The organism is Micromonospora sp. NPDC049060 (genome assembly GCF_040649055.1).
In the GTDB taxonomy this organism is placed as follows: Bacteria; Actinomycetota; Actinomycetes; order Mycobacteriales; family Micromonosporaceae; genus Micromonospora; species Micromonospora reichwaldensis.
This window is the reverse complement of the sequence record NZ_JBEZEV010000112.1, coordinates 1-19,562: the sequence shown is the minus strand read 5'-3', so window position 1 is coordinate 19,562 and position 19,562 is coordinate 1. Positions and strand designations below refer to the sequence as shown.

Annotated in this window: 19 protein-coding genes; 14 read left to right on the top strand and 5 right to left on the bottom strand. The window is 73.7% G+C overall.

Annotated features, from left to right (window positions below; genetic code table 11):
• Positions 1-41 precede the first annotated feature (41 nt).
• Both AB0B83_RS27465 and AB0B83_RS27460 read right to left on the bottom strand, forming a co-directional pair.
• On the bottom strand, positions 42-881 hold the full coding sequence (locus AB0B83_RS27465) for a peptidylprolyl isomerase (RefSeq protein ID WP_357580588.1): 840 nt from the start codon (positions 879-881) through the stop codon (positions 42-44).
• A gap of 65 nt (positions 882-946) precedes the next feature.
• Positions 947-1,834, bottom strand: a complete 888-nt coding sequence (locus AB0B83_RS27460; protein WP_357580587.1) for a peptidylprolyl isomerase — start codon at positions 1,832-1,834, stop codon at positions 947-949.
• 323 nt (positions 1,835-2,157) lie between these two features.
• Here AB0B83_RS27460 and AB0B83_RS27455 point away from each other — a divergent pair, with 323 nt between their 5' ends.
• The 3 genes from AB0B83_RS27455 to AB0B83_RS27445 all read left to right on the top strand — a co-directional run bounded on the left by AB0B83_RS27455 (position 2,158) and on the right by AB0B83_RS27445 (position 5,295).
• Positions 2,158-2,874, top strand: coding sequence for an MBL fold metallo-hydrolase (locus AB0B83_RS27455; protein WP_357580586.1), 717 nt, complete (start codon positions 2,158-2,160; stop codon positions 2,872-2,874).
• Between the two features lie 90 nt (positions 2,875-2,964).
• A complete protein-coding gene (hisS, locus tag AB0B83_RS27450; protein WP_357580585.1) occupies positions 2,965-4,293 on the top strand; it encodes a histidine--tRNA ligase in 1,329 nt (442 codons plus the stop codon).
• Positions 4,294-4,362: 69 nt separating this feature from the next.
• Positions 4,363-5,295, top strand: coding sequence for an acyl-ACP desaturase (locus AB0B83_RS27445; protein WP_357580584.1), 933 nt, complete (start codon positions 4,363-4,365; stop codon positions 5,293-5,295).
• 18 nt (positions 5,296-5,313) lie between these two features.
• Here the strand turns inward: AB0B83_RS27445 and AB0B83_RS27440 are convergent, their stop codons facing one another.
• The gene (locus AB0B83_RS27440) at positions 5,314-5,835 is read right to left on the bottom strand and encodes a PaaI family thioesterase (protein ID WP_357580583.1); all 522 of its coding nucleotides are present in this window, start codon (positions 5,833-5,835) and stop codon (positions 5,314-5,316) included.
• Between the two features lie 56 nt (positions 5,836-5,891).
• On the opposite strand from AB0B83_RS27440, the gene AB0B83_RS27435 reads away from it, so the two are divergent.
• From AB0B83_RS27435 to AB0B83_RS27425, 3 genes are all read left to right on the top strand, one after another.
• Positions 5,892-6,368 (top strand): helix-turn-helix domain-containing protein, encoded by a 477-nt coding sequence (locus tag AB0B83_RS27435; protein ID WP_357580582.1) that lies wholly within the window; start codon positions 5,892-5,894, stop codon positions 6,366-6,368.
• A 323-nt stretch (positions 6,369-6,691) separates the two neighbouring features.
• Entirely contained in the window at positions 6,692-7,741 is a 1,050-nt protein-coding gene (locus tag AB0B83_RS27430) for a S1 family peptidase (RefSeq protein ID WP_357580581.1), read from the top strand.
• Positions 7,742-7,795: 54 nt separating this feature from the next.
• A complete protein-coding gene (locus AB0B83_RS27425; protein WP_357580580.1) occupies positions 7,796-9,439 on the top strand; it encodes an MFS transporter in 1,644 nt (547 codons plus the stop codon).
• Between the two features lie 7 nt (positions 9,440-9,446).
• Here AB0B83_RS27425 and AB0B83_RS27420 read toward each other — a convergent pair whose 3' ends face one another.
• Positions 9,447-10,178, bottom strand: a complete 732-nt coding sequence (locus AB0B83_RS27420) for a hypothetical protein (RefSeq protein WP_357580579.1) — start codon at positions 10,176-10,178, stop codon at positions 9,447-9,449.
• Between the two features lie 139 nt (positions 10,179-10,317).
• On the opposite strand from AB0B83_RS27420, the gene AB0B83_RS27415 reads away from it, so the two are divergent.
• From AB0B83_RS27415 to AB0B83_RS27395, 5 genes are all read left to right on the top strand, one after another.
• Entirely contained in the window at positions 10,318-11,193 is an 876-nt protein-coding gene (locus AB0B83_RS27415; protein ID WP_357580578.1) for a hypothetical protein, read from the top strand.
• Between the two features lie 146 nt (positions 11,194-11,339).
• Positions 11,340-13,145: an aspartate--tRNA ligase gene (gene aspS / locus AB0B83_RS27410; RefSeq protein ID WP_357580577.1), complete on the top strand. Its 1,806-nt coding sequence runs from the start codon at positions 11,340-11,342 to the stop codon at positions 13,143-13,145.
• A 151-nt stretch (positions 13,146-13,296) separates the two neighbouring features.
• A complete protein-coding gene (locus AB0B83_RS27405) occupies positions 13,297-14,109 on the top strand; it encodes a sugar nucleotide-binding protein (RefSeq protein ID WP_357580576.1) in 813 nt (270 codons plus the stop codon).
• Between the two features lie 84 nt (positions 14,110-14,193).
• A complete protein-coding gene (locus tag AB0B83_RS27400) occupies positions 14,194-14,772 on the top strand; it encodes a winged helix-turn-helix domain-containing protein (RefSeq protein WP_357580575.1) in 579 nt (192 codons plus the stop codon).
• Complete coding sequence (locus AB0B83_RS27395) at positions 14,769-16,118, top strand: MFS transporter (RefSeq protein ID WP_357580574.1); 1,350 nt, start codon at positions 14,769-14,771, stop codon at positions 16,116-16,118. Before AB0B83_RS27400 ends, AB0B83_RS27395 begins: the two co-directional genes overlap by 4 nt.
• Before the next feature lie 115 nt (positions 16,119-16,233).
• Here AB0B83_RS27395 and AB0B83_RS27390 read toward each other — a convergent pair whose 3' ends face one another.
• Positions 16,234-16,974 (bottom strand): GNAT family N-acetyltransferase, encoded by a 741-nt coding sequence (locus tag AB0B83_RS27390; protein WP_357580573.1) that lies wholly within the window; start codon positions 16,972-16,974, stop codon positions 16,234-16,236.
• A 155-nt stretch (positions 16,975-17,129) separates the two neighbouring features.
• Between AB0B83_RS27390 and AB0B83_RS27385 the strand changes: the two genes are divergently transcribed.
• The 3 genes from AB0B83_RS27385 (at position 17,130) to AB0B83_RS27375 (ending at position 19,553) form a co-directional block, all read left to right on the top strand.
• Positions 17,130-17,351, top strand: coding sequence for a hypothetical protein (locus AB0B83_RS27385; RefSeq protein ID WP_089000992.1), 222 nt, complete (start codon positions 17,130-17,132; stop codon positions 17,349-17,351).
• Positions 17,352-17,427: 76 nt separating this feature from the next.
• Positions 17,428-18,936, top strand: coding sequence for a replication-associated recombination protein A (locus tag AB0B83_RS27380; protein WP_357580572.1), 1,509 nt, complete (start codon positions 17,428-17,430; stop codon positions 18,934-18,936).
• Complete coding sequence (locus tag AB0B83_RS27375; RefSeq protein WP_357580571.1) at positions 18,933-19,553, top strand: hypothetical protein; 621 nt, start codon at positions 18,933-18,935, stop codon at positions 19,551-19,553. Before AB0B83_RS27380 ends, AB0B83_RS27375 begins: the two co-directional genes overlap by 4 nt.
• Positions 19,554-19,562 lie beyond the last annotated feature (9 nt).

The following is a 19,562-nucleotide window of genomic DNA, read 5'->3' as shown; positions in this document are numbered from 1 at the left end:
GGCGTGGCCGGCGGGCGCTCGTCGTACGGCTGGGGAGTGGGTCAGCCCTGGGGGGCGCTCATGGTGAGCTTGTTGATGGTGACTTCCTTCTTCGGGTGGCCGCCACCGGCCTGCTTCGCGAACGCCTTGTCGTCGCCCGCCGCCGCGACCTGCTTCACGAGGTCCATGCCGCCGGTGATGGTGCCCAGGACGGTGTAGTTCGGGTCCAGCGGCGAGTCGCCGTAGACGATGAAGAACTGGCTGCCCGTGCTGCCCGGCTGGCCCGAGTTGGCCATCGCGATCACGCCCTCCGGGTACGGGGGCCGCTTGTCGGTGGGCAGGTTCTCCTCGGCGAGCCGGTAGCTCGGGCCGCCGGTGCCGTCGGTCTGGCGCCAGCCCTTGCCCGTCGCGCCGGGGTCACCGCACTGGAGCACCTTGATGCCCTCGGTCACCAGCCGGTGGCACTTGCTGTTGTCGAAGAAGTTCTTCTCCGCCAGGTGGGTGAAGCTGCCCGCGGTGCAGGGCACCGCCGACCGGTCGATCGTGGCGGTGATCGGGCCCAGGTTGGTGTCGATCGTCATCGTCTGGGTGCCCGTGGCCGACTGCTGCACGGGCGGCACCCCGACGTCCTTGATCTGCGGGGACCGCTGGTCGGCGGGGATCTCGGTCCAGGCGCACTGCACGTTGCCGGCGCCCGGGCCGGCGGTGTCGGTCTTGTCGTCGTCCCCGCCGAGGGTGGTGACGAGCCAGACCGTGCCGGCGACGACGAGGACCAGGACCGAGGCGGCCCCCACGATCGCCTGGGTCTGCCGGCGCTTGCGGGCCCTGGCCGCGCGCTCGGCCATCTCCTTCTCGAGCCGGGCGCGCGCCGCCGCGCGCTGCCGCTCTCTGGTGGACGTCACGCCTGGATCCTCCTGGGCTGTCGGGTGGCGCGGTCGGTGCCGCTGAGATTGGTGGGGCGGCCGGGTCAGCCGGCGCTCGGGCTGGCCGCCGGAGCGCCCGAAGCGGGCGGCGTCGGTGCCGAGGTCGCCTGCGCCGCGGGCTCGCCGACGGTCAGGCTCTGCACGACCACGTCGTCGTCCTTGGGCTTGACCTTGGCCCCCGTCCCATTGTCCACGGTCGGCTTGGCACCGATCTTCGCCACCACGTCGATCCCACCGGTGACCCGGCCGATGATCGGATACTTCGGGTCGGCCGTGGTGAAGTCCTTGAAGAACATCAGGAACTGGCTGCCGTTGGCGCCCGGCGGGTTGGCGATCATCGCGACCGTGCCCTTCGGGTACGTCGCGGGCTGGCCGGCGGCGGGGCTGGCCGACGGTGACGGCGCGGTGGGCACGTTCTCGTCGTAGAACGAGTAGGTGGGGCCGCCGAGCCCGGTGCCGCTCGGGTCGCCGCAGCGCACCGCGCCCTCGGCGGTGATCTCGTGGCACTTGGTGTTGTCGTAGAACGACCGGCTGGACAGGTGGGCGATGCTCGCCGCCGCGCACGGGGCGCCAGCCAGGTCCAGCTCGACGGTGATCGGCGCACCCTGGTTGGTGGTGACCGTCATCGGACGTACGCCGTCGGTGGGCAGCCCCTCGGTGGCCGGGGTGCCGACGTCCTTGAGGTTGGTGTTCGCGGTGGCGTCCTGCGGCGTCCACAGGCAGACGTCCTCGGCGGCCGTGTTCTCCTTCGGCTCGTCGTCGAAGGCGCCCAGCGCCCACGCCGAGCCGCCCACGATCAGCGCGAGGACGACGGCGACGCCGACACCGGCCTGGATCTGCCGACGACGCTTGACGACGGCGGCCCGGCGGGCGAGTTGCCGGTCGAGCTTGGCGCGCGCCAGTTTGCGCTGCCGGTCCCTGCTGGAAGCCACCCGTGCTCCCCTTCCTCTACCCTGGTCGTCACCGGTGGTCGGGCGTCCTGCGCCCGTTCGGCGGCAGGTGCGCCACGCCACACGCCCGCCAGAGTGTACGGCTACCGGCTGGGAAAGTGGTGTACTAGGTCCGGGCCGGGTTTATCGGGACGCGTCACTGCGGCCGGCGGAGCCCACGGGACGCACTCGATCGTCCCCGCACGCGGTGCCCGGGACGGGCACGATCGGCGCCACGGGGGACGCCCCGGACGCACGCGCAGAACCTCCTCGCCCCGCCCGTTAGGCTGCTGACAGGCAACCCACTCGACGGAAGGGGAGCGGACGTGCTCGTGGCCGGCTTTCCCGCGGACGCCTTCGGCACCAACTGCTATGTGGTCGCCGCCGCGCCGGGGGAGCAGTGCGTGGTGGTCGACCCCGGCATCGGGGTGCTCGACCGGCTCGACGCCCTGCTGGCCGAGCATCGGCTGCACCCGGCCGCCGTCCTGCTCACCCACGGCCACCTCGACCACACGTTCTCGGTGGCACCGGTCTGCGGCGCGCGCGGCATCACCGCGTACGTGCACCCCGGCGACCGGGAGATGCTCGCCGACCCGGCCAAGGGGCTGTCGGCGGAGCTCCGCTCGCTCTTCGGTGGGCGGCTGCCGTACACCGAGCCGGAGGACGTCGCCGAGCTGACCGACGGCGCCACGCTCGCCCTCGCCGGGTTGGAGATCACCGTCGACCACGCCCCGGGCCATACCGGCGGGTCGGTGCTCTTCCGACTGCCGGCCGCCGGCTCGTCGTGGGACGCGGAGCAGCTCTGCCTCTCGGGCGACGTCCTGTTCGCCGGCTCCATCGGCCGCACCGACCTGCCGGGCGGCAGCATGACGAGGATGGTCACCAGCCTCCGGGACAAGATCCTCCCGCTGGCCGACGACACTGTCGTGCTGCCCGGCCACGGCCCCGCGACCACCATCGGCCGCGAGCGCGCGACCAACCCGTACCTCGTCGAGGTGGCGGGTGGCGGCGCGCGACCGGCGGCCCCCGCCCGCGGCCTCTGACCGGCCGCACCGACTTCTCACCCCGCGGCCGTGGCCGGCCGCGCCGACTCTTCGCCCGCGCCGACCGCGCGGGACCGCGAACGGAGCATCATGAGCAAGCCCACGCCCATCTCCGGCTTCCCGGAGTGGACGCCCGCGCAGCGGATGATCGAGCAGTACGTCCTCGACAGGATCCGCGACACCTTCGAGCTGTACGGCTTCGCCCCGCTGGAGACCCGCGCCGTGGAACCGCTGGACCAGCTGTTGCGCAAGGGCGAGACCTCGAAGGAGGTCTACCTGATCCGGCGCCTTCAGGCCGACGCCGACGGGCCGGCCGGCGACGACGCGCTCGGCCTGCACTTCGACCTGACCGTGCCGTTCGCCCGCTACGTGCTGGAGAACGCCGGCAAGCTGCAGTTCCCGTTCCGCCGCTACCAGATCCAGAAGGTGTGGCGGGGCGAGCGGCCGCAGGAGGGGCGCTACCGCGAGTTCCTCCAGGCCGACATCGACATCGTCGACCGCGACACCCTCGCCCCGCACCACGAGGCGGAGATGCCGCTGGTGATCGGCGACGCGCTGCGCTCGCTGCCGATCCCGCCGGTACGCATCCAGGTCAACAACCGCAAGATCTGCGAGGGCTTCTACCGGGGCATCGGGCTGACCGACCCGGAGGCGGCCCTGCGCGCGGTGGACAAGCTCGACAAGATCGGCCCGGCGAGGGTGGCCGAGTTGCTGGCGCAGACGGCCGGGGCGAGCGAGGCGCAGGCCAAGGCGGTCCTGTCGCTGGCGGAGATCTCCGCCCCGGACGCCTCCTTCGCCGATGCCGTCCGCGCGCTGGGCGTCAGCGACCCGATGCTCGACGAGGGGGTCGAGGAGCTGGTCCGGGTGGTGGAGACGGCCGCCGCGCACTCGCCGGGTCTCTGCGTGGCCGACCTGCGCATCGCCCGTGGCCTGGACTACTACACGGGCACGGTCTACGAGACCCAGCTGATCGGCTACGAGCGGTTCGGCTCGATCTGCTCCGGCGGCCGGTACGACAACCTGGCCAGCGCCGGCGCCACCCGCTTCCCGGGGGTCGGCATCTCGATCGGGGTGACCCGGCTGCTGGGGCTGCTCTTCGGCGCGGGCGCGCTGTCGGTGTCGCGGGACGTGCCGACCTGCGTCCTGGTCGCGGTGACCAGCGAGGAGCAGCGCGCCGCCAGCAACCGGGTGGCCGAGGCGCTGCGCTCGCGGGGCGTACCGACCGAGGTGTCGCCGAGCGCGGCGAAGTTCGGCAAGCAGATCCGCTACGCCGAGCGGCGGGGCATCCCGTACGTCTGGTTCCCCGGGGTGGACGGCGCGGCCGACGAGGTGAAGGACATCCGTTCCGGCGAGCAGACCGCCGCCGCGGCGGGGGAGTGGACGCCGCCCCGGGCGGACCTCAGGCCGCTGGTCAGCTGAGACATTACTGGCGCGTACGCGCGATCGGACCTACGGTGGCGTAAGTTACGCCACCGTAGGGAGATCGTCGTGACCGCACTCAGCCAGACCGCCCTGCTCCTCGAACTGGCACCCGTCGTCGAGAAGAACCTCGACCGCCACCTGGCCATCGCCAAGGAGTGGTTCCCGCACGAGTACGTGCCGTGGAGCGATGGGCGCACCTTCGACGGGCCGCTGGGCGGCGAGGCGTGGGCGGAGAGCGACTCGACGATCCCCGACGTGGCCCGTACCGCGCTGATCGTCAACCTGCTGACCGAGGACAACCTGCCCTCGTACCACCACCAGATCGCCACGCTCTTCGGCCGGGACGGCGCCTGGGGCACCTGGGTGCACCGGTGGACCGCCGAGGAGGGGCGGCACGGCACCGCCATCCGCGACTACCTGAGCGTCACCCGGGCGGTCGACCCGGTGGCGTTGGAGCGGGCCCGGATGACGCACATGTCCGCCGGCTACCGCAACGCGCACGACGAGGAGATGCTGCACTCGCTCGCGTACGTCTCGTTTCAGGAACTGGCCACCCGGATCTCGCACCGCAACACCGGCCGGGCGGTCGGCGATCCGGTGTGCGAGGCGCTGCTGACCCGGGTCGCGGCCGACGAGAACCTGCACATGATCTTCTACCGTAACCTGCTGGGCGCGGCGTTCGAAGTGGCGCCCGGACAGACGATGCGGGCCGTCGCCGACGTGCTGGCCAACTTCCAGATGCCGGGCAGCGGCATCGACGGATTCGCCCGCAAGTCCGTGGCGATCGCCCTTGCCGGCATCTACGACCTGCGCCAGCACCGCGACGAGGTGGTGGCGCCGGTGCTGCGCCAGTGGGACGTCTTCAACGTGACGGGGCTCGACGCCGACGGCGAGGCCGCCCGCGACCAGATCGCGACGCACCTCGACGACCTGGACCGTGCCGCCGCCCGCTTCGAGGAGAAGCGCGACGCCCGGGCCGCCCGCCTGGCCGCCCGCTGACCCACCCCCTCGCCCCGACTACTCGGTGGGAGGGGGGTCCAGGGGAAAGAGGAGGCAGGTCGAGGTGGCGTGGGCGACCAGGCGCGACTTCGCGTCGAGCAGCTTCGCCTCCGCCAGGGCCGTGCGGCGACCGCTCTGCAGGACGGTGCCCTCGCAGCGCAGCCTGCCGCTCGCGACGGTGACCGGGCGCAGGAACCTCACGTTCAGGTCCAGCGAGGTGTAGCCGACCCCGGCCGGCAGGGTGGTGTGCACCGCGCAGGCCGCGGCGGTGTCCAGCAGGGTGGAGATGACCCCGCCGTGCACGGTGCCCAGCGGGTTGTAGTGGAACTCCTGCGGGACGAGTTCGACGGCCACCCATCCCTCGTCGGCCTCCATCCGGGACATGTCGACCAGGTGCATGATGGGCGGCGCCGCCAGCTCGCCGGCGATCATCGCGCGGAGCAGTTCCAGGCCGCCGCGCCGGCCGACGTGCGCGGCGTTGATGCCCGGGTCGGACCACGAGAAGGTACGGCTGCGCGCCGGATCCTGCGTCTGTGTCATGGACCCAGCCTCGCAGCGCGTTGCTGAGTCTGTCAATCAGACCTAGCCTGGAGCGCATGAGACCCGCGGCACTGGACTGGTCGGTGGAGAACTGCACCATCGCCCGCGCGATGGAGATCCTCGGTGAGCGGTGGACCCTCGTGGTGCTGCGCGAGGTCTTCAGCGGCGTCCGCCGCTTCGACGACATGCGGGTGCGTACCGGCGTGCCCCGGCAGGTGCTGGCCAACCGGCTGGCGATGCTGGTGGAGCGCGGCGTCCTGCGGCGCGAGCCCTACCGGGAGCCCGGCAGCCGGGAGCGCCACGAGTACCGGCTGACCGGGATGGGGCTCGACCTGTGGCCGGTGCTGGTCGCCGTCCTCGGCTGGGGGGACCGCTACCTGGCCGACCCGGAGGGCTCGCCGCTGACGGTCGCGCACCGCGACTGCGGCGCGGAGGTCCGCGTCGAGCTGCGCTGCGAGCGCGGGCACGAGGTCGACCGGCCGCGCGACGTGGTGCCGCGGCCGGGGCCCGGAGCGCGCCGCCGCGCCGGCTGACCGTCCGTCGGCGGGTGGATCGGCCCAGGGCCGCGACGCGTGCCGTCGGCGCCGGTCCGCCTGGTGACGTCACGAGGGCCGCCGGGTCGCGCCTACCGGATGGTGGGACGGCGGGCGAAGCACACAGACGTACGCCTGTGTCCACAATGTTTCGGGCCGATGGCCGAGGCAGCCGGGGCGAAAAGGACAAAGCCGGGTCTTGCATACGAACTCAAGTATGTGAATACTTCAGTGTGCTCGGCCGGTACCCCCAGATCGGCAGGGCTGCTCCCGGCTCGTGTCGCCCCGGCGCGGGTCTGTCACCCCCTTCTGGAGGTTGTTGTATGCGACCCACGAGGTCCTCGCTCCGTCGTGCCGCCGTCGTCGCCGCGGCCGGCGCCATGGTCGCCGGCTCGCTGATCGGCGCGCCCGCCCAGGCCGCACCCTCGTTCGCTTCGCCCGACGCCGCCGCCGGCCTGGCCGAGCGCCTCGGCGACCGGTCCGCCGGAACGTACGCCGACGCCAACGGCAAGATGGTCGTCACCGTGACCGACGCGCTCGCCGCCCGGCAGGTCAGTGCCGCCGGCGCCACCCCGAAGATCGTCAAGCGCGGCGCCAGCGAGCTGGCCCGGGCCACCTCGGAGCTGGACCGCTCCGCCAAGATCCCCGGCACCGCGTGGTGGACCGACCCGGCCACCAACCAGGTCGTCGTCTCCGTCGACAGCACCGTCACCGGCGCCAAGCTGGAGCGCGTCAAGGCCGCCGCCGAGCGGATGAACGGCGCGATCCGGATCGAGGCCGAGGCCGGCGTGCTCGGCACCCGGATCTCCGGCGGCCAGGCCATCTACGCCGGTGGCGGCGGTCGCTGCTCGCTCGGCTTCAACGTCCGCAGCGGCAGCACCTACTACTTCCTGACCGCCGGGCACTGCACCAACATCTCGTCGAGCTGGTACAGCAACTCCGCCCAGACCAACCTGCTGGGCAGCCGCGCCGGCACCAGCTTCCCCGGCAACGACTACGGCATCGTGCGGCACAACAACTCCGCCAACGCCGCCGGCAACGTCTACCTCTACAACGGCAGCTACCGCGACATCACCGCGGCCGGCAACGCCTACGTCGGCCAGTCGGTGCAGCGCTCCGGCAGCACCACCGGCCTGCGCGGCGGCTCGGTGACCGCGCTCAACGCCACGGTGAACTACGCCGAGGGCTCGGTCTCCGGCCTGATCCGCACCAACGTCTGCGCCGAGCCGGGCGACAGCGGCGGCTCGCTGTTCAGCGGCTCGACCGCCCTGGGGCTGACCTCCGGTGGTAGCGGCAACTGCCGCACCGGCGGCACGACCTACTTCCAGCCGGTCGGCGAGGCGCTGAGCCGCTACGGCGTCAGCATCTTCTGATCGATCGCACCGCAACGGGCCGCCGGGTGATCCCGGCGGCCCGTCCGCGTGCCCGTGACGGTTCGCCGGACTCGAGCGGGCGGGCCGGGGTACGTTCCGGTCGGTGAGCGCCTCCCCGACCCCGTCACGTCCGCCTGGGCCCCGCTGCGGCTCGCCGCGTTCCGCAGCCTCTGGCTGGCGGTCCTGGCCAGCAACGTGGGCACCTGGATGCAGACCGTCGGCGCCCAGTGGCTGCTCGTCGAGGAGGCCAGGGCCTCGACCCTGGTGGCGCTGGTGCAGACCGCCAGCATGCTGCCCGTGCTGCTGCTCGCCCTGCCCGCCGGCGCGCTGGCGGACACCCTCGACCGCCGCCGGCTGCTTATCGGGGTGCAGTTCTTCCTGGCCACCGTCGGCGTACTGCTGACCGGCCTCACCGCCGCCGACCGGATGCCGCCGGCGCTGCTGCTCACCCTGACGTTCGCCCTCGGCGTCGGGCAGGCGCTGACCCTGCCGGCCTGGCAGGCGGTCATCCCCGAGCTGGTGCCCCGCTCCCAGCTCGTCTCGGCCTCGGCGCTCGGGTCGATCAGCGTGAACCTGGCCCGCGCGGTCGGCCCGGCGGTGGCCGGGGTGCTGGTCGCCCCGGCCGGCGTCGCCACCGTCTTCGCTGTCAACGCGGTGTCGTTCGCCGTCTTCGCGCTGGCGCTGCTGCGCTGGCGGCCGGAGCGGACCGGCGGCGACGACCTGCCGGAGCGGTTCACCGCCGCGTTGCGCGCCGGCGGCCGGTACGTGCGGCACTCGCCGGTGGTCCGCCGGATCCTGCTGCGCGCCGCACTGTTCGTGGTGCCCGGCAGCGCACTGTGGGCCCTGCTGCCCCTGGTCGCCAGCCGCCGCCTGCACCTGGGCGCGGGCGGGTACGGCGTGCTGCTCGCCGCGCTCGGCGTCGGTGCGGTGGCCGGCGCCCTCGTCCTGCCCCGGATCCGGCTGGCGCTCACCACCAACCGGCTCCTGCTGCTGGCCGGCCTGGTCTACGCCGCCGTCCTGGTGGTGCTCGCCCTGGCGCCGGGCCCGGTGCCGGTCGCCCTGGCCCTGGTGCCCGCCGGCATGGCCTGGATGACCGTGCTGTCCAGCGTCAACGCCGCCATGCAGCTCTTCCTGCCCGGCTGGGTACGCGCCCGCGGCCTCTCCGTCTACCAGATGGTCTTCGCGGGCGGGCAGGCGCTCGGCGCGGTCGCCTGGGGTGCCCTCGGCGAGCTGACCAGCCTCGTGGTGGCGCTCGCCGTGGCGGCCGGCACGATGGCGGTCGGCGCGGTGACCGTACCGCTCTGGCCGCTGCGCGAGACCCGGGGCCTCGACCGGGACCCGGCCGTCTGGTGGCCGGAGCCGCACCTGACGCTGCCCGCGGACCCACGCAGCGGGCCGGTGCTGGTGACCGTCTCCTACACGGTGCCGCCGGAGCGGCAGACGGAGTTCGTCGCGGCGATGCGCCTGGTGGGCAGGTCCCGACGGCGTACGGGGGCGATGCGCTGGGGCCTGTTCCGCCCGGGCGAACGGGAGGACGGCTTCGTCGAGGTCTACCAGGTGCCGTCGTGGGAGGAGCACCTGCGCCAGCACGGCGGCCGGCTCACCGGCGCCGACCGGGGCGTCGAGGAGCGGGCCCGGGCGCTCACCGTCGGGGAGATCGTGGTGAACCACCTCCTGCCGGCCGATTCCCGGGACTGACCCGGCGTCAGCCGGCGGTGACGCTCGCGCCGGTGAACACGACCGCGCCGTCCGGGAACTCACACTGGATCCGCAGGACGAGCTCGTCGGCCCCCTCGACGTCCGCGACGAGGTCGCGGGGAACGGTCATCCGTGCGTCGAACTGGTGCCCCCGTACGACCCGGGTGACGGTGGCGTCCTTCTCACGGATCGTCACCTGCGCGTAGACGAGGACCGCGCCCTCTCGGTCGTCCGGTGACGGGAAATACGGCCGGACGGTCGCGGTCAGGTCGAGAAAACGTCGCTGCAACCGGAACGCGACCTCCCGCTGCTTGTCCGATCCAGTGTTTCTCGGACAATTGATTACGATCGACCTCTCGTATTCCGGACGGCCGGCCAGTTGCCGTGGAAGTTTCGCGAGATTGGCCGCGCCGGCCTCGACCGGCAGCGTGTCCAGTCGGACCGCGCTCGGCGATCCGGCCGGCGTAACCGTGGTCGGCCCGGAGGCGGGTGGGTTGACCGGGCCGCCCTCCGGCGCACGTGTGGGTGCGGCGGAGGGGTCTGCCTTCCCCCACCCGAGGTCCCAGCCGGAGACGTCCCGCGCGAGGGTGAGCGCGGTGCACAGCACACCCAGCACGGTCAATGCCAACGTCACCCGCACGAAGGGGTTCGCCGCCCGACTCTGGCCCGAGTTTCCCATGTCTCGCAGCATCCCTTCGCCATGGCCGTGGCCGTTCGATCCACCGCAGATGTCTGTCAAAGTATTGTCACCTTGGCGCTGTCGAAGATTACTCCGACCGGGGTGTCGCGCATTCCTGATAACGTGCGGGCTCAAGCCGGTGAGCACTGGCGGCCCGGCGATGACGAATCGACCTCTGCCATTGCAGGAGGTGGTAGGAGTGAAGCAGCCCGACCCCCCGCAGGATCCGTCCCCGAATCCTCCGGCGACGCCGCATCAGCCCGGCACGACGCCTCCCTCGCCGCCCCTCGGCGGCACCGGGGCCCCGCAGCCGTGGCCGCCGAGCGCGACGCGCGCCCCGTCCGCGCCGCCACCGGGCGGTGCCCGGGGCAACCGGTTCGGCGCGGTGGTGCTCGGCATCGCGGTGCTGGCCCTGCTGGCGTCGTTCGGTTCCGCCGTCGTCTCCTGGCGGGCGCTCGACCAGGCACGCACGGCGCGCGACATCGCGTCGGCCCGCTCGCCGCTCGTCGTGCCCACCGCCACGCCCGCCGGCTCCGAGTCGTCATCCCTCCCGTCGTCGAGTGATCCGGTGGGCACACCTGACGGCGGAGGCGGGCCGGGGGAGGCACCACGCTCGCCGGGGCAGCCCCCCGAACTCGACGAACGCACCGTCTACAAGCCGAAGTACGAGGCGCAGAGCCTCACCCTCAACCCGGCGGACTGCTTCACCGAGATGCGCGTTGACCTCGACGAGCCGCGCGCCAACGTCGGTTCCAACGGCGCGGAGTTCGCGATGGATCCGGACTGCCAGTCGGCAGCGCCGAACGTGCAGTTGCGCACCGGGGTGGCCGGCAGCGAGGTGGCGCGCGCCGGTATGAGACCACAGGAGTGCGCGGACGCGATCCGCGCCGCGCCCATCGCGAACGACGCGAGGGTGCCACTGCGCAAGGGCGGCTTCCTCTGCATCAGCACCAACTTCGCCAAGGCCCGGGAGAGCCGCGACGAGTGGCGGATGGTGCTGGTCGAGGTCGTCTCGATCAGCAACGACCGGGCGGTGGTCATCAAGGCGACCGCCTGGGACATTCCGCAGGACTGAGGCTCCGGCGCGGCGATGCCGTCGTCGGGCCATCCGTCGACGCGGAGCAGAGCACGAGTGCGTCGACGGGTGGCACGGACCCACGCCCGGGGCGGCTGACAGAATGCCAGGGGTAACGGTGTACCGCAGATGAGGAGACGCGAGTCGTGATCCGTACCCATGACGCCGGCAGCCTGCGCGCGACGGACGCCGGCACCACGGTGACGCTCGCCGGGTGGGTGGCCCGCCGGCGCGACCACGGCGGCGTGATCTTCGTCGACCTGCGCGACGGGTCCGGCGTGGTCCAGGTGGTGTTCCGCGAGGAGGACGCGCACGCCCTGCGCAACGAGTTCTGCGTCCGCGTGACCGGCGAGGTGACCCGCCGTCCCGAGGGCAACGAGAACCCGGAGCTGCCGACCGGCGAGATCGAGGTGACCGCCGCCGAGCTGGAGGTGCTCTCCGAGGCGGCGCCGCTGCCCCTGCCCGTGGACGACCAGGTCGAGGCCGGCGACGACATCCGGCTGCGCTACCGCTACCTCGACCTGCGCCGCAGTGGCCCGGCGAAGGCGATGCGGCTGCGCTCGCGGGCCAACCAGCTCGCCCGTACGGTGCTGCACGAGCGGGACTTCCTGGAGATCGAGACGCCGACGCTGACCCGGTCCACCCCGGAGGGCGCCCGCGACTTCCTGGTGCCGGTGCGGTTGCAGCCCGGCAGCTGGTACGCGCTGCCGCAGTCGCCGCAGCTGTTCAAGCAGCTGCTGATGGTCGGCGGCATGGAGCGGTACTACCAGATCGCCCGCTGCTACCGCGACGAGGACTTCCGCGCCGACCGGCAGCCGGAGTTCACCCAGCTCGACATCGAGATGTCCTTCGTCACCGAGGACGACGTCATCGACCTCGGCGAGGCGATCGTCTCGGCGCTCTGGAAGGACCTGGCCGGCCACGAGATCTCCCGGCCGATCCCGCGCATCACCTGGCACGACGCCATGGCCCGCTACGGCTCCGACAAGCCCGACCTGCGCTACGGCGTCGAGCTGACCGAGCTGACCGACTACCTGCGCGGCACCGAGTTCCGGGTCTTCGCGGGCGCGATCGACGCGGGCGGCTACGTCGGCGCGGTCGTCATGCCCGGTGGCGCGGCGCAGAGCCGCAAGGAGCTCGACGGCTGGCAGGACTGGGCCAAGGCGCGCGGCGCGCGCGGCCTCGCGTACGTGGTGCTCGACGCCGAGACCGGCGAGGCGCGCGGGCCGGTGGCGAAGAACCTCTCCGCCGAGCACCTGGGCGGGCTCGCCGACGCGGTCGGCGCGAAGCCGGGCGACGCGGTCTTCTTCGCCGCCAGCACGAACACCCGCGAGGCGCAGGAGCTGCTCGGCGCGGCCCGGATCGAGATCGCCAAGCGGGCCGGGCTGGTCGACGAGAGCGCCTGGGCGTTCTGCTGGGTGGTCGACGCGCCCATGTTCGAGCGCACGGACGAGGGCGGCTGGACGGCCGTGCACCACCCGTTCACCTCGCCGAACGCCGAGTGGGTCGACCGGTTCGAGGAGGCGCCGGACCGGGCGCTGGCGTACGCGTACGACATCGTCTGCAACGGCAACGAGATCGGCGGCGGCTCGATCCGTATCCACCGGGGCGACGTGCAGAAGCGGGTCTTCGAGCTGCTCGGCATCACCCCCGAGGAGGCGCAGGACAAGTTCGGCTTCCTGCTGGAGGCGTTCAAGTACGGCGCCCCGCCGCACGGCGGCATCGCGTTCGGCTGGGACCGGGTCTGCATGCTGCTCGCCGGGGCGGACTCGATCCGCGAGGTCATCGCCTTCCCGAAGACCCGGGGCGGCTTCGACCCGCTGACCGGCGCGCCCACGCCGATCACCGGCCAGCAGCGCACCGAGGCCGGCATCGACGCCAAGCCGAAGCCGCAGGCCGCCCCGCACACCGGCACGGCCGGCCCGGCCGCCCCGGTCGCCGACCCCACCTGACCCCTCTCACCTTCCCTCACGAGATCGGGCCGGGGCCTTCGCCCCGGCTCGCCCCCGCGTGTCGATCAAGAAGTTTGCGTCATGATCTGCGCGACGACATGACGCAAACCTCTTGATCGTCCGTGGGAGGGAAGAGCGGAGGGGGCAGGACATGAGGCTGCTCGTGGTGGGAGCCAGTGGGTTTCTGGGCGCCCAGGTGTGCCGGCAGGCGGTGGGTGCCGGCTGGTCGGTGGTGGGGACGCACCACTCGGGCCGGGTCGAGGTGCCGGGCGTCGAGACGCGCCGGCTCGACGTGACGGACCGGGCCGCCGTGCGCGAGCTGGTCGCCCGGGTCCGTCCCGAAGCCGTGGTCGGCACCCCCTACCGGTACGGCGATTGGGCGGTCACCGCCGACGGGGCCGCCCACGTCGCGTACGCCGCCGCCGAGGCGGGGGCGCGGCTCGTGCACGTGTCCAGCGACGCCGTGCACGCCGGCCGCCCGGAGCCGTACGCCGACGACGAGCCGCCCAGCCCGATCTTCCCGTACGGGGCGGCCAAGGCGGCGGCCGAGACCGCCGTCCGCGTCCTCGACCCCGGCGCGGCACTGGTGCGTACCTCGCTGATCGTCGGGGAGGGGAGCAAGCAGATCCAGCTCTGCCACGACGCGCTCGCCGGCAGGGCGAGCCTGTTCACCGACGAACTGCGCTGTCCGATCGACGTCACCGACCTGGCCGCCGCCGTGCTGGAGCTTCTCCGTACCGACTACGCCGGCCCGCTCAACGTGGCCGGTCCGGACGCGGTCAGCCGCGCGGAACTGGGCCTGCTGGTCGCCGCGCACGCCGGCATCGACCCGGCCGGCATGAAGACCACCACCGGCGCCGCTGCCGGCGTGCTCCGCCCCGCGGAGGTGCGCCTCGACTCCACCCGCGCCGCCGGGCTGCTCGGCACCCGCCTGCGCGGGGTGCGCGAACTGCTCACCCGCTGACCCGCCCGGGAGCCCGCACCGCCGACGCACACTTTCTATGCACAACTCTTGTGCATAGAAAGTGTGCAGAGATATTGTGCGTTCATGGAGAATGAACCGCGCGCCGTCCACCTCGACAACCGGCAGGTTCGCGTCCTGGCCCATCCGCTGCGGCTGCGGCTACTCGGCACGCTGCGGGCGGACGGGCCCGCGACCGCGACCACGCTGGCCGAGAAGCTGGACACCAACACGGGGGCGACCAGCTATCACCTGCGGCAGCTCGCCGAGGTGGGGCTGGTGACGGAGGACCTCGACCGGGGCACCGGCCGGCAGCGGTGGTGGCGGGCTGCCCACGACATGAGCAACTTCGAGCCGACCGACTTCGACGACGACCCGGACGCCCGGGCGGCGGTGCAGTGGATCCAGGCCGACCAGGTGCGGCTGCTGGCAGAGCAGTCCGAGCGCTGGATGGCCGCCGAGCACGGCTACACCCGGGCGTGGCGGGACGCCGCCGGGATGAGCGACTCCCTGCTGAGGATCGGCCCGGCCCGGCTACAGGCCCTCAACGACGAACTGTGGCGGCTGCTCGAGCGCTACCGCGACGAGCAGGTGCCCGACGAGCCCGAGGCGGAGCCGGTGCACGTCTTCCTGGCCGCCTACCCCCGGGTGGAGGGGAAGCGGTGAGCGCGCTGACCGTACGCCAGATCCGGCGTCGCTACCTCGTGCTCTACGGCCTGCGCTGGCTACCCGCCGGGCTGCTCATCCCCGTGATGATCCTGCTGATGCAGGAGCGCGGCCTCTCGCTCTCCCAGATCGGTCTGGTCGTCACCGCACAGGGGCTGATCGTCCTGGCGCTGGAACTGCCGACGGGCGGGTTCGCCGACGCGCTCGGCCGCAAGCCCGTGCTCGTCGTCGCCTGGGTGACCTGCGTGATCTCGCTCGTGGTCTTCGTGGTGGCCGACTCGTTCTGGCTCTTCGTCCTGTGCTGGGGGCTGCAGGGCGTCTACCGGGCACTGGACAGCGGCCCGCTGGAGTCCTGGTACGTGGACGCCACCCTCGCCGCCGACCCGGAGGCCGGGTACGAGCGTGGCCTCGGCCACGCCGGCACCGTGATCGGCGTCGCCATCGGTGCCGGCGCGCTGCTCAGCGGCGGCCTGGTGGCGCTCGGCCCGATCGGGCCGGTGAGCGCGCTGACCCTGCCGGTGCTCGCCGCCGTCGTCCTTCAGACGGTGGCGCTGGTCGCGCTGCTGATCCTGCTGGTGGAGACCCGATCGGTCAGGGGCACCGGCGCCCTACGCGCCTCGATCACCGAGGCTCCCCGGATGGTGGGGCAGGCGTTCGGGCTGCTGCGCCGCTCCCGGGTGCTGCTGGCGCTGGTGGCCGTGGAGCTGTTCTGGGGCTTCGGCATGGTCGCCTTCGAGGGGCTGCTGCCGCTCCGGCTCGCGGAGGTCGTCGGCGACGCCGACCGGGCGGCGGCGCTGCTCGGACCGGCCACCTCGGTGGCGTGGCTGGCGAACGCGGCCGGCGCCGCGCTGACCCCGCTGATGCTGCGCCACCTGGGCGCCGCGCCGAGCGCCGCGCTGCTGCGCGTCCTGCAGGGCGTAACGGTCGTCGGGATGGGCCTCTTCGCCGGCCCGGTCGGGGTGCTGATCGCCTACCTGGCCTGCTACGCCGTGCACGGCGCGTCGAACCCGCTGCACATGGGGCTCCTGCACCGTCAGGTCGACGGTCCCTACCGGACCAGTGTCATCTCGCTGAACTCGATGATGGCCGGAGGGGCCGGGGCGCTCGGCGCCGTCGTCCTGACCGCCCTGGCCGAACGTACGAGCGTCAGCCTCGGGCTGTTCGTGGGGGCCGTGGTGCTGGCCGTCGCCGCCCCGCTCTACCTGCCCGCCTGGCGGGCCGAGCGGCGGAGGCGGTCCGGCCCGGGCGGGCACGACGCCGCCGATCCCGAGCGGCCCGCGGATCGCGCCGCTGACATGGCCCTGACGAGCGGCAACGCCGACGGCGGCGGGGCAGCGCCGGCCTGACGTGACGCCGGGACGGCGGGCGGTCGCCCCGGCGGCGCGGGCCGGCGCCACGCGAGGGTGCCGGGACGATGCGCGAGCAACGGTTCCCCACGCCGGCCGGGGCGTGCCGCGCGGCTCAGGCCAGCTGCACCGAGCTGCGGGCCAGGCCCGCCGCGAAGCCGAGCCGCCGGTAGAGCCGGATCGCCCCGACGTTGACGCTGTAGACGCCGAGCGCCACGGTGTCGTGGCGGGCGAGCAGAGCCCGGGTCATGGCGGCGGTCAACGCCGCGCCCAGCCCCCGTCCCCGCCGGTCGGGGGCGACGGCCAGTCCGGCGAGGAAGCCGATGTCGCCCCGGCTGCGGTCGGCGCCGCAGGCGACGATCCGGTCGCCGTCGCGGATGCCGTACCAGTCGACGATCCTCGGGTCGCCCGGTCGCGAGGTGGTGCTCGGGAACGCCTCGTCGATCAGGGCGGTCAGCGCGGGGTGGTCGGCCCCGGTGAGCCGGGCCACCCGCTCCTCGTCGGGCTGGCGCGGCGGCGCGGCGGCACTCCAGAGGAAGTCCCACTCGTCGTGCCGGGCCACCGCCAGCCGGCCGGGCAGCGCCGCCGGGTCGAGCCGCGGCAGGTGCAGCCACTGGCCCGGCCGCAGCGCGCCCCGCGCGACCTGGTCGGCGAAGACCTCGACCGCCGGCCCGGGGGCGCCGATCGCGCCGCCGCGCGGACCGTGCTCCGCCGGCAGCAGCCAGCCCACCGCGTCGTCGCGCCGCCAGCCGCGCGGCACCTCGTCGCGGGCGAGCGCGTTCCGGACGTACGGGTGGTGACCGGCGGCTGCCAGGATGGCGTCCCGCCCCTCCAGGACCTGGTCGGCGATGATCACGTCAGCAAGCCTAGGACGGTCTCCGGCCTCCTGCCGGCGGACGCCGGTCTCCGGCCGTCGCCGGAGACCGGGCTGCTCCACGGTGGAGATTGGCGAGCGGACCGATTGGGTACATCCCGCGCCGACCCACTGGGAACCCCCACCGGAGGAACGTCATGCTCGCCATTCTCGCGGCGGTCGTTTTCGGCTTCGCCCTGCTCATCGACCTGCTGGACACCAACTTCGGTGCCCCGGACCTGTTCAACTGGAACACCCTCGTACTGATCGGCCTGCTGCTGCTCTCCCTGTACCTGGCCGGGGTCGGTCGGGGCCCGCGCGGCGGTGGCGGCGGCGGTGGCGGCCGCTGGTACCGGGGCCGGCGTCCCGGCCGCGGCTGACCGTAACCGATCATCTCGGGCCCGGCCCGACGGCGCGCTTCCGGCGTCGTCGGCCGGGCCTTGTACTGTTCCCCTGATGGAGTCCGACGCCCTCTTCTCCCTCGGTGAACCTGCCGGAGCGCCCCCCACGCCCGCGGGTTCCGTCGGTGTGGACGGGTTCACCGCGGTGGGGGAGGACTCGCCGCTGCCCGTCCGGATGCGCCCGCGCAGCATCGACGAGCTGGTCGGTCAGGATCACCTGCTCGCGCCCGGCGCCCCGCTGCGCCAGCTCGTCTCGGCCACGGCGCCGATGTCGGTCATCCTCTGGGGCCCGCCCGGCAGCGGCAAGACGACCATCGCGCACCTGGTGGCGCGGGCCACGGACCGCCGGTTCGTCGCCATGTCGGCCCTCACCGCCGGGGTCAAGGACGTGCGCGCGGTGATCGAGACCGCCCGCCGCCAGCGCCGCTCCGGCGGCCCCCAGACGGTGCTCTTCATCGACGAGGTGCACCGGTTCAGCAAGACCCAGCAGGATTCGCTGCTCGCCGCCGTCGAGGACCGCACGGTCACGCTGCTCGCGGCGACCACCGAGAACCCGTACTTCTCGGTCATCTCGCCCCTGCTGTCGCGGTGCGTGCTGCTCACCCTCCAGCCGCTGGACGACGCGGCGGTGCGCGACCTGCTGCGCCGCGCGGTCGCCGACGAGCGCGGCCTGGGCGGCGCGCTCACCCTCGAGACCGAGGCCGAGGACCATCTCGTACGCCTCGCGTCCGGCGACGTACGCAAGGCGCTGACGGCGCTGGAGGCGGCGGCGGGCTCCGCCACGGCCCTCGGCGCGGGGCGGATCGACCTCGCCACCGCCGAGCAGGCGGTCGACGTGGCGGCCGTGCGCTACGACCGGGCCGGCGACGCCCACTACGACGTGACCAGCGCCTTCATCAAGAGCATGCGCGGCTCCGACGTGGACGCCGCGCTGCACTGGCTGGCCCGGATGCTGGTCGCCGGGGAGGACGCGCGGTTCATCGCCCGTCGCCTGGTCATCTTCGCCAGCGAGGACGTCGGCATGGCCGACCCGTCCGCGCTGAGCGTGGCCACCGCCACCGCCCACGCCGTGGAGTACGTCGGGCTGCCCGAGGCGCAGCTCAACCTCGCCCAGGCGGTGATCCACCTGGCCACCGCGCCGAAGTCCAACTCGGCGACCACCGCGATCGGCGCGGCCATCGCCGACGTGCGGGCCGGCCGGGGCGGGGCGGTGCCGCGCGGGCTGCGCGACGCGCACTACTCGGGCGCCAAGGGGCTGGGGCACGGGACCGGTTACCGCTACCCGCACGACGACCAGCGCGGCGTGGTCACCCAGCAGTACGCCCCTGACGACCTCGCCGGCACCGACTACTACCGGCCCAGCCAGCACGGCGCCGAGCGCTCGGTCGCCACCCGGCTGCCGCTGCTGCGCCGTATCGTCCGGGGGCTGCCCGCGCCGGCCGCGCCCCCGGCGACGGGGACGGGAAGCGGTTCGGCGGACAACGGCCGCCGACAGACGGACACGGGCGGCGCCGACGCGGCGCGAGAGGGCGGCAGTGACACCGCCGGGGAGGGTCAGCAGTGAAATCGCGTGGTTCGGAGCGACCGGAGGACGGCCCCGAAGAGCGGCGCGACTCCCGCGCCAAGGGGCGCCGCTGGGGACGGGGCAAGGCCGAGGCCGAGCCCGAGGAGCCGATCAGCGGCGAGGAGTTCGGCTGGATCGACGACCTGCGCTCGGCCAAGCAGCAGCGCACCGAGCTGGGGCCGGGCGGGCTGGAACCCGCCTCGCCTGCCGGCCCGCGTCCGGGTGACCCGACGGCTCCCGGCCCCGCCGGGCCGCCGCCCCACCGTGGCCCCGGCCCCGCCGCCGCACCCCCGGTGCGTCGCGGTGACGCCGAGCCGCCGCGCTCCCGTCCGGTCGACGGACCCTGGCCCGGTACGCCGGAACCACCCCGGCCGGCCGGCCCCGCCGCCCCCGAGGCCGTCCCACCGCACCAGCCCGTCCGCCGCCCCCCGGCGGCCGGTCGTCCGCAACCAGGCCCGGACGGCCCGGACCGGCGGCCACGCCCCGTTCCGGGCACCCCGACGGGCCCGCAGGCGATTCCGCCGACGGGCGCACCGGCCGGCACCGCGACGGGCCCGCAGGCGACCCCGCCGGCCGGCCCCGCGCCGCCGAACCCGATCAGCATCAGCAGCATGTAGTGCTCCGCG